This window comes from Candidatus Rickettsia tasmaniensis (genome assembly GCF_036857515.1).
Lineage (GTDB): Bacteria > Pseudomonadota > Alphaproteobacteria > Rickettsiales > Rickettsiaceae > Rickettsia > Rickettsia rickettsii.
On the sequence record NZ_JAQCNX010000006.1, the window covers coordinates 1 to 13,211 of the forward strand.

Here is a 13,211-nt window from a genome sequence, read left to right on the forward strand (position 1 = left end):
CCAGAGGAAGAAGCTCCTTTTACATGATGGTTTTCAGGATCACGTAATAACGAAATAGGCGGCAATTCTGCTATTTCGCTTTGAGATATTTTAGGGCTAACAGGTTTGCTAAAGAATTTTATAAGATTTGCAGGTACGGATCTCGCTTCTTCAGGGAATTTTACTTTTTCACTTACAGGCTTTTGGTAAGAAGAAGTTATATTTATTTTATCATTGTTTTTAGTAGGGAATAATCTTATCGACGACAATCGTGAAAATACATTATGTAAAAAAGATTGTATACGATAGATTAAAAATTTACCTAGCTTAATAATAAAATTACTTAAAGAAGTAAATTTAATTTCAAATAAAACAACTAATATAATAAAGGTAAAAAATATTAATAATAAGTATAGTTGATTTGTAAATCGCTCAAAAAAATTAGAAGCTATTATTCCGATAGCTCCACCTGCATTTGCCGGTATGAATTCTAGCTTAATCTTAGATAATAATGTGCTACTGCTAACGAGAGCAAGCAACATTACAAACATACGGATAAATGAGCCACGATATCTTCCATACCAACAATTTCTCCCCCAAACAAAGCAAGCAAGCGGTATGATAAAAGCAGCCAACCCAAAAAATTGATATAAACAATCCGATAAATAAGAGCCAAAAATTCCGACTAAATTACTATGGTACTCTGTTGTGACCGAGTTAAAAGACGGATCGTCTATATTATAGGACGTGAGAACAGTAACAATCCCAAACCCGATTATCCCTAAGATAACCGCTTGTACCTTATTGTTTGAAAGAATTTTATTTATGTAATATAGCATAGTTTTAAATATTAAGCTAAATTATGAGTTTTATATCTTTTTCTATAATACTCTATAGGCTTTGCAATAAAGAAATAATTATTACTGTTATAAAAGTAACCAACGTATTAAGAAATGTCCCATTATCAGCCCAATTGAAATAGCAGGTAATATATTATACAAAACAATTAAATGACAACAATATATTGGGTAAGAGAGTAAAGCAATTAATTTGTCTAACTTATTATCTTTGGTTAAGTCAAATATTTTTCCTAAAGATAGAGCAAATAAACAATAAAAAAGTAATTTTTTTAGTTGAGGCTCTATTGGGATAAACGGAAAAGTAATAATTATTAATATATAAATAGAGTAATTGACTAAGCCAAGACTTTTTTTCGTTTATTTCTTGATTAGTATAAATATAAAATGCTTGACTACCAATTAAGAAAACTGCAAGTTCAGAAGGAAAGAATCTATAAGACCAAGAATCTCCTATAAATCCATTAAACTGCAGAATAATTCTAGTAATTAAAGATATACAAATTATGGATAAAATATAGATATTTTTCTTTTTTAGAATCCAAGGTACCATTAAATAAAAAGAAATTTCTAACCCAATTGACTAACCAGGAGGTATCAACAAAAATTGATAAAGAGGAGGCGTGGAGTCAATAAAATATTTTGTAAAATGTACTGTATTATTATGAATTCCAATAAACATTGTTACATTTTGCAACAACATTGTTAGGTTTGTAAAAATTAAAAAAACCAGCCGGAAATGGAAGATTACACAATTGCCTTAAAAAAGAAAATTTTTGCTGCAAAAAGAAAGTAACTAAAATACAAAAGATATAAGTAGGATAAAGCCTTAAATATCTACTTTTCCAAAATTTTATTTTGCTTGTATAATTGCTCTGAATCATAGCCATATAAAAGCCGGAAATCATGAAAAAAGATTGTACTGCAATTGTTGCACCTATAAATTTAAGAAATGGATTAGAAGTTGAATGTGCAGCCACAACAGAAAGAGCAAATAATAACCTAACTACACCCATTATGTTAAATAATAATTATATTAGCAATTATATAATATCCAAAACCTAAATCAAGTAACATAGCAGCACTGCTCAATAATAGGATAAGTTATTTACATTAAAAGAGCCATTTTGTATTATGAAAAATATATTTTTTTACTTGAGGGAAAGGTAACCAAAATTCATGACCATAAAAATCCACACGGAAAAAGATTTCATAAAGATGCGGGCAGCAGGAAAATTAGCTGCAGAGACGCTCGATTTTATTACTGATCACGTAAAACCGAACGTCACTACTAATAGTTTAAATGGCCTTTGTCATAATTTTATTACTTATCATAATGCCGTTCCTGCACCGTTAAATTACAAAGGCTTTCCGAAATCGATTTGTACTTCTATAAATCATGTGGTTTGTCACGGTATTCCAAACGATAAACCGTTAAAAAACGGTGATATAGTAAATATTGATGTTACGGTAATTTTAGACGGTTGGTACGGTGATACTAGCCGTATGTATTATGTCGGTGACGTAGCAATTAAGCCAAAGCGTCTTATTCAAGTAACTTATGATGCAATGATGAAAGGGATTGAAGTAGTTAGACCCGGTGCTAAACTCGGTGATATCGGACATGCTATTCAAAGCTATGCCGAGAAACATAATTATTCTGTGGTTAGAGATTATACGGGTCACGGTATCGGAAGAGTTTTTCATGACGAACCGTCAATATTAAATTACGGTCGCAGCGGCACGGGTCTAACGTTAGAAGAAGGGATGTTTTTCACCGTTGAACCTATGATAAATGCCGGTAATTATGACACTATATTAAGTAAATTAGATGGATGGACAGTTACTACACGTGATAAATCATTATCGGCTCAATTTGAGCATACTATAGGCGTGACTAAAGACGGTTTTGAAATATTTACGTTATCACCTAAAAAACTTGATTATCCTCCATACTAAACTGTAGGGTAAAAATTGATTTTGTTGTATGGCTATCTATGTCATTCCCGCGGGACATTGTTGCGTGGATCGAAAAACGCACTCAGTGTCATCCCGTGGCTTGACCACGGGATCCAAAAAGCATTTAAAAAGACTAGATCCCGCGATCAAGCTAGCTAGGATGACATTAAAGATTACTGGATTCCCGCTTTTAGCTAGGAATGACATCAGCAACATTTTACTTATTTATGATTTGAATAAACATAAAGAATGTTAGAAAATAATTTGTTAGAATTTAGTAATGATGAAATAGATACGCCTCATTATATAGGTCACCGTAAAAGAGTAAAAGAACGCTTCGTTGCCGCTGGAGCAGAACATTTTTCTGAGTACGAATTACTTGAAGTAATGTTATTTACGGCTATCCCTTGTAAAGACATAAAACCTCTTGCTAAAAAATTACTTGATCATTTTGATATTACGGATTTAATTAACCGTGATAAGGAAAGGCTACTTAGTATTAAAGGCACCAATGAAAATTTATATATCAATTTTGCTCTAATACGTGAGCTGATAAATTAGAGTATTGAAACAAAAAATAACAAATAAAAATATTAGTGCTTCTTGGAGTTCTTGGATTGATTATTTAAAAGTTAATATGGGCAATATGCGACTCGAGCAATTTCGTATATTATTTTTGAATAAGAAAAATATTTTAATTGCTGATAAGGTTTTAAGTCAAGGAACTATAGACCAAGCTGCGGTATATCCACGTGAGATAATTAAACGAGCTTTATTTAACGAAGCAAGCAGCCTTATACTTGTGCATCATCATCCAAGCGGTAGCCCTGAACCTTCAAAAGCCGACATTCATATGACAAATAAGATAGTAGAGACATGCCAAACCGTAAATATTATAGTACATGATCACGTCATTATAAGTAATAACAAATATTATAGTTTTAAATCTAATATGTTCCTATGAATATAAATAGCTACAATACATTATTTATTTTTTCTTTTATATCCACCACTATATTAACATATATATTAACTAAATATCTTCCTACTATCGGTTTAGTTGATATACCAAGTAACCGTCGTTCTCATGATAAGATAACACCGCGCGGCGGCGGTCTTGCTATTGTAGTTGTTGTAATGATTGCTTTGAGCGGGTTTGAATATATAACGAGCAATAACTTTGTTAATTCAATAAAAATATTACCGTTATTATTGGCAATTGCTTCGATTTCCTTTTTAGATGACTTAAAAGTCGTACCTATTCTAATTCGTTTAATAGTCCACTTAATTTGTGCAGCTTTTGCTATTTTTCTTTTTTCGCAGCTAAATTCTGTACATATACTAATATATTCTATTTTAGTTATAGCTTTAAGCGGTTTTATTAATATATATAATTTTATGGACGGTATAGACGGTATGAGTTGTGTGGAATCTATCCATCTATCTAGCACTATGCTTATATTATGTTTTTTACAATTTCCGGCTATTAATAATCCATATTTTATAGCTAGTGTAAATATTATTATTCTTGGTTGTTCTTGTGGTTTTTTAATATTTAATTGGCATCCGGCAAAAATATTTTTAGGAGACGTGGGAAGTATTAGTCTTGGATTCTTAACGGGTCTTTGTTTGCTCCTGCTGGCTCTTACAAGCACTAATTTATTTATAGCTTGTGCTATTGCTAGCTTATATTACATCACTGATGCAGTGCTAACCATATTAATTCGGCTACTCAATAAAGAAAAAATTTGGCAGCCTCATTTAAAGCATTTTTTTCAAAAAGCAGTACAAAAAGGTAAATCTCATAAACAAGTAGTATCGATTATAGCAGTTTGTAATATATTTTTAATGATCATATCGGTTACATCTTTACATTTTCCCGTAATATCTATAATACTTGCTTTAGCCGTCATAACTTTAACAGTGCAGAGTTTATTAAAATGAAGCTAATTAAAGAGGATATCGATAAAATAGTTAGACATATATTTGCCAAACAACATCCATTGCTGCCTGAAATCATGATTAACTGGAATAAAATAGTCGGGTTTAACTTCAGCACTAAAGCATTACCTTTAAAAATCACCACCTATACTTATAAAAAACAAAAGATTAATACGCTGTTTATACAAGCTGAAGATAATGCTACTGCAGCAGAATTACCTTATTATCAAGATATTATTCTAGAACGTATTAAAATTTATTTAGGCTTTGCAGCAATACATCAAATGAACGTAACATTTTATAAAGGAAAAAAGAGTCTTTAGATTAAGAGTTTGTTGGCATGAATATCAATGCTATCTCTACTATAACTCCGCAAGCTTGTAGGTGTTGTTGCCTGGCTCAGTTTATGTCATTCCCGCGGAAGCGGGAATCCAGTAAAACATAAAAAAACAAGTTTTTTATATGTTTAGTTTACCAAATATGTAACTTCTATATCAATATTGAAGTTATTTTACTGGATTCCCGCTTCCGCGGGAATGACATCGTATGGGCTTTTCGAACCATACAACAACTCCGCAGCCGTAGGATCTAGGAAAAATAATAAAAATGCTGTAAATCAGAATTTTTTACTGGATTGCTTCGTCAATTACTTCGTAATTTTCCTTGCAATGACAAAAAAGCTGAATCATGCGACAATACCTTGCAGTCGCTTAGCTCATGACGTCTCAGTATCCACGTAGGCAATACCAAGGCACACAAACAAAAAAGGAGTCTTTATTAAAGACTCCTTTTTCGTGTTAAGCTTGTAAAAAGATTTAAGACTAATTACATATCAAATCTTAATCCTGCCATTAAGTTATGACCTTTATAACGGGTTCCGCCAAATTTAACTTTATCCCCGTCAATAGTTTTGGTGGTACTTTTTGTTTTACCATAGTCTCTCCAGCTATAAACTAGTTCAGCTTTTACACCTTGTGCAACTTCAAATGAAGTTCCTAAAGATAATTGATAAGCAAAGTTAGTTTTGTTTTTAGTAGTACTGTTGAAAGTGTCAGTTACACCATCTTTAATATCTTTAGAGTTAATTTTTTCCTTTACAAAAGCAGCACCAACACCTGCACCTGCAAATACTTTAAACATGCTTAAATCGATGAAATCAACATAACCGTTAAGTAATAAACTTACAATAGTAGGTTTATTTTTTACTGAGAAAGAATCACCGTCTGGATAAGTTTTTGATTTCTTTAAATGACTACTTGCTACCGTTCCAATTGTTAAATCGGTTCTTAGATTATCCATGATATAGTAACCCGCACCGATCTCACCTGTAAATCTTGTATTAGACTTTAACTTAAAACCTGCTCCTTTAGGTTTTGTTTTGTTAAAAATCACACCGCCGGCATTAAGTTTTAAATACCATTGATTTTCCACAGATGATGACATCGATGAATTAGTAGATGAATCTACAGAAGAATTCATATCGTAATCAGCAAATGAAAGACCGGAAGTTAAAAGTGCTGTGCTTACAGCTGCTATTAAAAGTAATTTTTTCATATTGTTAAATTTTTCCTTTAAATTTTATTAGTTGTTAGTAAAAACGATATTAGATAATAATTTTACAAATTTTTACCTAAATTCGATAAAAAATAGTTTTAAGTAACATTTCTGAGTTGTCATCTAATATCACCCCGTGGCTTAACCACGAAATCCAGTCTTTTTTTTGTATTTCTAGATACCGTGGTTAAGCCACAGTATGATATTATGATATTACCTAAAACTATTAATATATTCTTGTTAATTATATATCAAATCTTATACCGGCTGTTAAGTTGTGGCTTTGATAACGCATACCACCGGTTGGTACACTTGTTCCTTGGTAAATTACATTCCTACTTTTTGTTCTACCATCATCTATCCAGCTATAAGCTAGTTCTACTTTAACACCGTCGACAATTTGTGCAGAAGCACCTAAAGTTAGCTTGTAAGAAATATTAGTTCTGTTTTTAGTGTTAGATGAAAGACCGGTTATCCCATTATATGTAATTTTTTCTTTAACTAATGCAGGACCAACACCGGCACCAGCAAAAACATCGAACATATCAAAATTAGTTAAATCTACATAACCGTTAATAAGTAAACGTGTAATAGTAGGTTTATGGCTTGCTGAAACATTAGTACCGGTAAAAGGTGCATTAGTCGCAGCTCTGGATTTCTTTAACTTTCCACCGATTATAGTACCTAAAGTTAAATCGGCTCTAAAGTTTTCGGAAATATAATAACCGATACCTAAATCAACTGGAACAGTTGTATTAGATTTTAATTTAACACCGGCTGCCTTATCTTTTTCTGCATTAAACATTGCTGCACCGGTATCTATTCTTAAATACCACTCATTATCTATGCCCTCGGCAAATGATACGCTAGAAGATAAAATTGTTGCACTTGTAGCAGCTATTAAAAGTAATTTTTTCATGATTAGTACCTCAAATTAAATAATTAAACATTATCTTAATGGCATATATAACATGTTATATTTTTTAGTGCTATATTTAATCGGCAATTAGATTCATATAATAAAGCTTTTATTAAGTTTTGTGACAAAATAAACACATATAGTTAATTCATGTTATTTTAGGTTCTGTGAAGATTTCTAAAAGATTTAATTTTGGCTATTTTTTGCTATAAATTATAAGACTTTTTTGAAATAGGATTAACTATTCCTTCAAAAGGCTTATAATTTTTGCTTAAAAATATCTCAAAATAACAAATCAATTAGAAATCTTCACAGAACCTATGTATTTATTAAACTTATCTTTTTCATCTTTAAATTTATCGGCATCAGGCAAAGCAGGTTTTTTTTTGGTAATATTTTTCCATCCTTTATTTTCTATAAAATCTTTTGCACGTTCTACCCATTCTATTAACCCCGGTGATTCGGGTTTAATAGCACCTATAGGACAATCAAGAACACAAACGCCGCAATCTATACATTCATCGGGGTTAATGACTAACATAAAATCATCTTCCCTTTCACCTTCATAAAAACAATCTACAGGACATACTTCAACACAATCGGTATATTTACATTTTACGCATTCATCGGTTACAACATAAGTCATTTTATTATCTGTTTTTGATTTTGTCGATTAATATAGAAGTTCTTAAAAGTAATACTAATAAAAAATATAATATAAAACTAATAAACATGATAATTAAAGGCTTTAGCATTGAAGAGTGAATAGTTGGACTCCCTAGCCTTAAAACACTAGCAGGCTGATGCAGGCTATACCAAATATTTACCGAGAATTTTACTATCGGTATGTTAATCAGTCCGATAAGAGCAATAATAGAAGAAGGATTTTGTGCCTTTCTTATATTATCCGCACTATTCACTATAATAATATAGCTTAAATATAATAAAAATAATATGAGCATGGATGTAAGTCTTGCATCCCAAACCCACCATGTCCCCCATATAGGCTTTCCCCATAAAGAACCTGTTACTAAACTAATCAAAGTAAAAGTAGCCCCAACGTAACTAGAAGCTACGGCTAGCAAATAACTAATGGTAGTTTTCCATACTAAATAGCTAAAGCTGCATGCTGCCATGAAAACATAAACACCAAGAGCCATCCAAGAGGCAGGGACATGAACATACATAATGCGTACAAAATCACCTTGCTGATAATCTACCGGCGAAACTATGAGGGCTAAATAAAGACCTATAATCATCATTACGCAAGTAGATATAGCTAATATAGGTATTATAACCTTTGATAATTTATTAAAATAATAGGGGGTTAATAGTTTTAGCATGTTTTCTTACTTCTTTATGTCATTCTTACAATCCTCTATGTCATTCTGTGGCTAAAAATAACAGTTCTTATCCTCTTAAAAAACTCTTTCATTAATAGCCCCGAATCTTCGGCAAGAATTCCGCTATATATTTCCGGTCTATGAAAACAAGCACTACTGTTAAAATATCGCAAATTACTTTCGACTGCTCCGTGCTTGGAATCAGAAGCCCCGTAAAATAAACGTTTTAACCTGCTATGAGCTATAGCTGCCGCACACATAGCACAAGGTTCTAAAGTAACGTAAATATCATAATCATTTAAATTTTTAGAAGATATACGATTACATGCTTCATTAATAGCAATAATTTCAGCATGATAAAGAGCGTTATTTTTTTCTTCCGTATTGTTATGGGTACTAGCAATAATTTTCTGATTTAACCTATCTACAATTACCGCTCCGACCGGGACTTCATTTTTATCAAAAGCAATCTTGGCTTGTTTTAAAGCTTGCTCCATGAAAAAATTATTAAAATTAGCTTCTTTATCTAACAATATATTCACGGTAATTTACGTGTTCTTCGATTCCAAAAGGATCTTGGTGGATAATTATTTCAGCCTCCGGAAATTCCTGCAATATTTCAAAAGCAATCTCATCGCTAATTTTATGAGCATTATAAAGCGACATATTGCCGTCCATTTCCAGATGGCACTGGATAAAAGCTTTTTGACCGGCATATCTAGTTTTCATTTCGTGCATACCTTTTGCCCCTAAATGGTTATTAACTATCGAGATAATTTTTTGTCTATCTTGTTCGGGTAATTCATGATCTACTAAATTTTTAAATGCCTTTTTAAATAAAGAATAAGAAGAGTGAAATATATATAACGAAATAACTACACCAAATAATGGGTCAACAAACCAAAAATAATCACTTAAATTTATAGAGATAATTACTATAACATTAGTTAGTAAGTCCGTGAAATAATGAAGCTTATCGGCTTTTACTATTTCCGATCCTGTTTTTTTAATTACATAAGTTTGGTAAAGCACTAAAATAATTGTTAAGAATATACATACATACATTACAGTAGTACCGTCGCTAATATTCTCCGGTTTTGTTTTTTCAAATAAAGATTTAACCGAAGAAAAGCCTACAAAAAAAGCTGAAGCAAAGAAAAATATCGATTGAGAAAAAATTGTTAAATCCTGCATTTTTTCATACCCGAATCGATGATGATGATCCGGCGGTTGCAGGGCAAATCTTAAAGCTATTAGATTAATAAAGGAGGAAGTTATATCAAGCATTGAATCAATTAAAGAAGCAAGGATTGATTGCGAATCGGTAACAACCCAAGCATATAATTTTATACTTAAAATAATTAATGCCGTAGTAACCGATAAATAAGATGCCGATTTTATTAACCGATTACGGCTATTAGTATCCATGACAAATCTTTCCAATTTATTTTTTGTAGTTTAACAAAGAAAATATAAAATTCAATTATAATGAGGTCCCGTGAACAAAATTAAAAATAATATTTTAAAAAACAAATAATTTAAATTATGTTTACAGAATCTAGTTTTAGCTTTACAAAATTCTAAAAACCATATACTTGTTAATTATATATTAATTTAGAGAGAATTATATGAAACTATTATCTAAAATTATGATTATAGCTCTTGCAGCTTCTATGTTACAAGCCTGTAACGGTCCAGGCGGTATGAATAAACAGGGTACAGGAACACTTCTTGGCGGTGCTGGCGGCGCATTACTTGGTTCTCAATTCGGTAAGGGCAAAGGACAGCTTGTTGGAGTAGGTGTAGGTGCATTACTTGGAGCAGTTCTTGGTGGACAAATCGGTGCAGGTATGGATGAGCAGGATAGAAGACTTGCAGAGCTTACCTCACAGAGAGCTTTAGAAACAGCTCCTAGTGGTAGTAACGTAGAATGGCGTAATCCGGATAACGGCAATTACGGTTACGTAACACCTAATAAAACTTATAGAAATAGCACTGGTCAATATTGCCGTGAGTACACTCAAACAGTTGTAATAGGCGGAAAACAACAAAAAGCATACGGTAATGCATGCCGCCAACCCGACGGACAATGGCAAGTTGTGAATTGATAGACAAAACGTCATTGCGAGGAAAATTACGAAGTAATTGCCGAAGCAATCTCAGGCATTTTATTATTTCATGAGATTGCCACGCAGCTTATGGCTGCTCGCAATGACGTTATAACAAAAGGAGCAACCTATGACTTTCATAATAACAAGTACGGCATTTAAACATAATGCTCGCATTCCTGATAAATTTACTTGTAAAGGACAAAATGTTTCACCGCATCTAGAATGGAGTCATGCTCCTTCAGATACTAAATCTTTTGCACTTATAATGGATGATCCGGATGCACCGGTAGAAATAGCACCGCCACATGGTATATGGGATCATTGGGTGATATATAATATTTCTGCTTCTATTACTAAGCTTTCAGAAGGACAAATAGATAGTAGTATTAAAATTTTAAATAATAGCTGGCAAGAAAAAAAATACGGCGGTCCTTGTCCACCTGCCGGCAAACCTCATCGTTATTTTTTTAAACTATATGCTCTAAATGATTATCTTAAGCTTGATGAGAATGCTAGCAAGCAAGATTTAGTATTAGCCCTGCAAAAACATTTACTTGCCGAGGCAGAACTAATCGGCATTTATTCTATTTAATGAATGCTATTTATTGCCCACTGTGGTCATCCCGTGGCTTGACCACGGGATCTAGAAAAATAACTTAAAACATTAATAACTTTAGTATTTATTACTGGATCTCGTGGTCAAGCCACGGGATGACAGAAGTGAACTGACACATGCAAAAACCTATAATCGAGTTTCGTAACGTATCTAAAAAATTCGGTAATAAATTGCCGATAAATAACGTTAGTTTCACTGTCAAAAAAAATAATATCACTACTTTAATCGGACCTAACGGTGCAGGTAAAACTACCATAGTACGATTAATGCTTGGACTTGAAAAACCTACAAACGGCAAGATTATAATTGATCCCAAACTAAAAATTGGATATGTACCGCAGAAGTTCGGATTAACCCCTGATTTACCTATTACAGTAAAAAAATTTTTAGAGTTGTTAGCACCGAGTAATTTTAATAACAATATTAAAGAGATTAACTCATTTATTGATTTGGAACATATAAAAGATCAAGAAATTTCTAAGCTCTCAGGAGGACAGTTTCAAAAGGTAGTTCTTGCATGTTCAATAGTTAATAATCCCAACTTAATTATTTTAGATGAACCGTTACAGTCTTTAGACGTAACAAGCCAACAAGAATTTTATCAGCTTATTAATTTGATTCGTAAAAAGCTAAATATTACGGTTTTTATGATTTCTCATGATTTATTTACCGTAATACAAAACTCCGATCAAGTGATATGCTTAAACGGTCACATATGTTGCAGCGGAATACCAAATGAAATAACTCCTAACTCTGAATTCTCAAATGCACTTTCTGCTCTAGGCTTCTATACCCACCACCATGACCATAAGCATTAGAATTCTTACATAACTTATTTGTCTCCAAAAGGATCTCTCCTTATTAGCTATGTTATGCAAGAATTCTATTATACTTGAATTGTATTCCACGCTCACCTAAGCTTGTTCTGTAGCATCATCTATCACCTCTACTTTTTTAATGCATTGTGATCCGTATTATCGAACTGAGTTAAATCATTTTCATTTGTATTACCTGATTCTTGTTGGCCTGTTATCACATTAAACAATTCTTTCGTAGTGAGCCTGACCTTAGATAAGCTTTTTACCTTATAACTATTTTCAATAAAGAGTTTCTGCTGACCTACTTCCATAGCAAGTAATTCTTTCACACTAACACCGGCGTCAGTCAAACTTTTTATATTATAGTCATTTTCAACAAAGAATTCTTGTTTATCGTTTTCTATATTCGAAATTTGTGCAAAAGTAAAACCTATGTTAAGCAACGATATTTCCTCTTCTGTTAAATCTCGGTTCATTTGCTTACTTATTATAATTTGTTGTAGTAATTTACTATCAGTTTTTAGCTCTTCAATAGTAGAATATTGATTAACCTGGTTATTAGCATTTTTTCCTAAGTTTAATTCTATTGTTGGTACTTCTCTTGTAATAGGATAAACATTTGTTGCATCGCCATATATAAATCTTGCTCCATTGGTTTTGGATGAAGTATAGTGTTTATATCAAGTGTAGGAGTTTGTGCACCACATCCTACATATAAATTTAATGCTTGTTTTTGTAATGCTTCTCTCAATTTATTTATTATAGGTACAAATAATAATTTGTCTTCTTTCCCTAAATACTCAAATGAATCTAGTACCATAGAAGTGGCTTTTGCATTCTTTTTTCCCTCTCCAGCAAGCCAAGCATATGACTGAGCTCCTATATTGCCTTTATCATCCGTAATTATATAAAAACCGGCATTTGCTTTACTCATACCGTCTAAAACACATCTTTCGGAATCATGTCCTATAGATTGGCAAGAATTACTAAATTTACCAAGCATAAAACCTTTCATATCATCGGCAGGTAATTTAGAAAAATTATACTTTTTGCCTTTTACCTCTATATCAAAATTAATATCAGGCATATAATCTTCTTTTATAAAGTTCAATGC

Annotated in this window: 16 protein-coding genes and 2 pseudogenes; 8 read left to right on the forward strand and 10 right to left on the reverse strand. The window is 32.1% G+C overall.

All coding sequences use genetic code 11. From position 1 onward, the window contains the following. Together O6R16_RS01740 and O6R16_RS01745 are read right to left on the reverse strand one after the other, a co-directional pair. Positions 1 to 818: DNA translocase FtsK 4TM domain-containing protein (locus O6R16_RS01740; protein ID WP_499679752.1), on the reverse strand; the 818-nt coding region annotated here is incomplete at its 3' end. A gap of 680 nt (positions 819 to 1,498) precedes the next feature. Continuing rightward, entirely contained in the window at positions 1,499 to 1,852 is a 354-nt protein-coding gene (locus O6R16_RS01745; protein ID WP_499679753.1) for an acyltransferase family protein, read from the reverse strand. 163 nt (positions 1,853 to 2,015) lie between these two features. On the opposite strand from O6R16_RS01745, the gene map reads away from it, so the two are divergent. The 5 genes and pseudogenes from map to O6R16_RS01770 all read left to right on the forward strand — a co-directional run bounded on the left by map (position 2,016) and on the right by O6R16_RS01770 (position 5,059). Continuing rightward, on the forward strand, positions 2,016 to 2,795 hold the full coding sequence (map, locus tag O6R16_RS01750; protein WP_499679754.1) for a type I methionyl aminopeptidase: 780 nt from the start codon (positions 2,016 to 2,018) through the stop codon (positions 2,793 to 2,795). 249 nt (positions 2,796 to 3,044) lie between these two features. Continuing rightward, complete coding sequence (locus O6R16_RS01755) at positions 3,045 to 3,356, forward strand: UPF0758 domain-containing protein (RefSeq protein WP_499679755.1); 312 nt, start codon at positions 3,045 to 3,047, stop codon at positions 3,354 to 3,356. Between the two features lie 4 nt (positions 3,357 to 3,360). Next, positions 3,361 to 3,769 (forward strand): annotated as a pseudogene (locus O6R16_RS01760) (JAB domain-containing protein). Then, complete coding sequence (locus tag O6R16_RS01765) at positions 3,756 to 4,739, forward strand: MraY family glycosyltransferase (RefSeq protein ID WP_499679756.1); 984 nt, start codon at positions 3,756 to 3,758, stop codon at positions 4,737 to 4,739. Before O6R16_RS01760 ends, O6R16_RS01765 begins: the two are co-directional and overlap by 14 nt. After that, positions 4,736 to 5,059: a DciA family protein gene (locus O6R16_RS01770; protein WP_010977842.1), complete on the forward strand. Its 324-nt coding sequence runs from the start codon at positions 4,736 to 4,738 to the stop codon at positions 5,057 to 5,059. The genes O6R16_RS01765 and O6R16_RS01770 overlap by 4 nt, the downstream gene beginning before the upstream one ends. A 502-nt stretch (positions 5,060 to 5,561) precedes the next feature. On the opposite strand, the gene adr (O6R16_RS01775) is transcribed toward O6R16_RS01770, so the two are convergent. From adr (O6R16_RS01775) to O6R16_RS01800, 6 genes are all read right to left on the reverse strand, one after another. Then, positions 5,562 to 6,290 (reverse strand): adhesin Adr, encoded by a 729-nt coding sequence (adr, locus tag O6R16_RS01775; protein ID WP_499679757.1) that lies wholly within the window; start codon positions 6,288 to 6,290, stop codon positions 5,562 to 5,564. 244 nt (positions 6,291 to 6,534) lie between these two features. Next, positions 6,535 to 7,209: an adhesin Adr gene (gene adr, locus O6R16_RS01780; protein WP_499679758.1), complete on the reverse strand. Its 675-nt coding sequence runs from the start codon at positions 7,207 to 7,209 to the stop codon at positions 6,535 to 6,537. Positions 7,210 to 7,504: 295 nt separating this feature from the next. After that, entirely contained in the window at positions 7,505 to 7,855 is a 351-nt protein-coding gene (locus O6R16_RS01785; protein ID WP_499679759.1) for a ferredoxin family protein, read from the reverse strand. Between the two features lie 4 nt (positions 7,856 to 7,859). Continuing rightward, a complete protein-coding gene (locus O6R16_RS01790) occupies positions 7,860 to 8,552 on the reverse strand; it encodes a heme ABC transporter permease (protein WP_410956425.1) in 693 nt (230 codons plus the stop codon). 35 nt (positions 8,553 to 8,587) lie between these two features. Then, the gene (locus O6R16_RS01795; RefSeq protein ID WP_499679760.1) at positions 8,588 to 9,094 is read right to left on the reverse strand and encodes a nucleoside deaminase; all 507 of its coding nucleotides are present in this window, start codon (positions 9,092 to 9,094) and stop codon (positions 8,588 to 8,590) included. Further along, the gene (locus tag O6R16_RS01800; RefSeq protein ID WP_014014861.1) at positions 9,075 to 9,980 is read right to left on the reverse strand and encodes a cation diffusion facilitator family transporter; all 906 of its coding nucleotides are present in this window, start codon (positions 9,978 to 9,980) and stop codon (positions 9,075 to 9,077) included. Before O6R16_RS01800 ends, O6R16_RS01795 begins: the two co-directional genes overlap by 20 nt. A 200-nt stretch (positions 9,981 to 10,180) precedes the next feature. Here O6R16_RS01800 and O6R16_RS01805 point away from each other — a divergent pair, with 200 nt between their 5' ends. The 3 genes from O6R16_RS01805 (at position 10,181) to O6R16_RS01815 (ending at position 12,097) form a co-directional block, all read left to right on the forward strand. Beyond that, complete coding sequence (locus O6R16_RS01805; RefSeq protein ID WP_064464507.1) at positions 10,181 to 10,660, forward strand: RT0821/Lpp0805 family surface protein; 480 nt, start codon at positions 10,181 to 10,183, stop codon at positions 10,658 to 10,660. A 130-nt stretch (positions 10,661 to 10,790) separates the two neighbouring features. Beyond that, positions 10,791 to 11,255, forward strand: a complete 465-nt coding sequence (locus O6R16_RS01810) for a YbhB/YbcL family Raf kinase inhibitor-like protein (RefSeq protein WP_499679761.1) — start codon at positions 10,791 to 10,793, stop codon at positions 11,253 to 11,255. A 140-nt stretch (positions 11,256 to 11,395) separates the two neighbouring features. Next, entirely contained in the window at positions 11,396 to 12,097 is a 702-nt protein-coding gene (locus O6R16_RS01815; RefSeq protein WP_499679762.1) for an ATP-binding cassette domain-containing protein, read from the forward strand. Between the two features lie 128 nt (positions 12,098 to 12,225). Here O6R16_RS01815 and O6R16_RS01820 read toward each other — a convergent pair whose 3' ends face one another. Both O6R16_RS01820 and O6R16_RS01825 read right to left on the reverse strand, forming a co-directional pair. Next, complete coding sequence (locus O6R16_RS01820; protein ID WP_499679763.1) at positions 12,226 to 12,573, reverse strand: hypothetical protein; 348 nt, start codon at positions 12,571 to 12,573, stop codon at positions 12,226 to 12,228. Between the two features lie 341 nt (positions 12,574 to 12,914). Further along, positions 12,915 to 13,184: pseudogene (locus O6R16_RS01825) on the reverse strand (hypothetical protein); the annotation flags it as partial. Positions 13,185 to 13,211 lie beyond the last annotated feature (27 nt).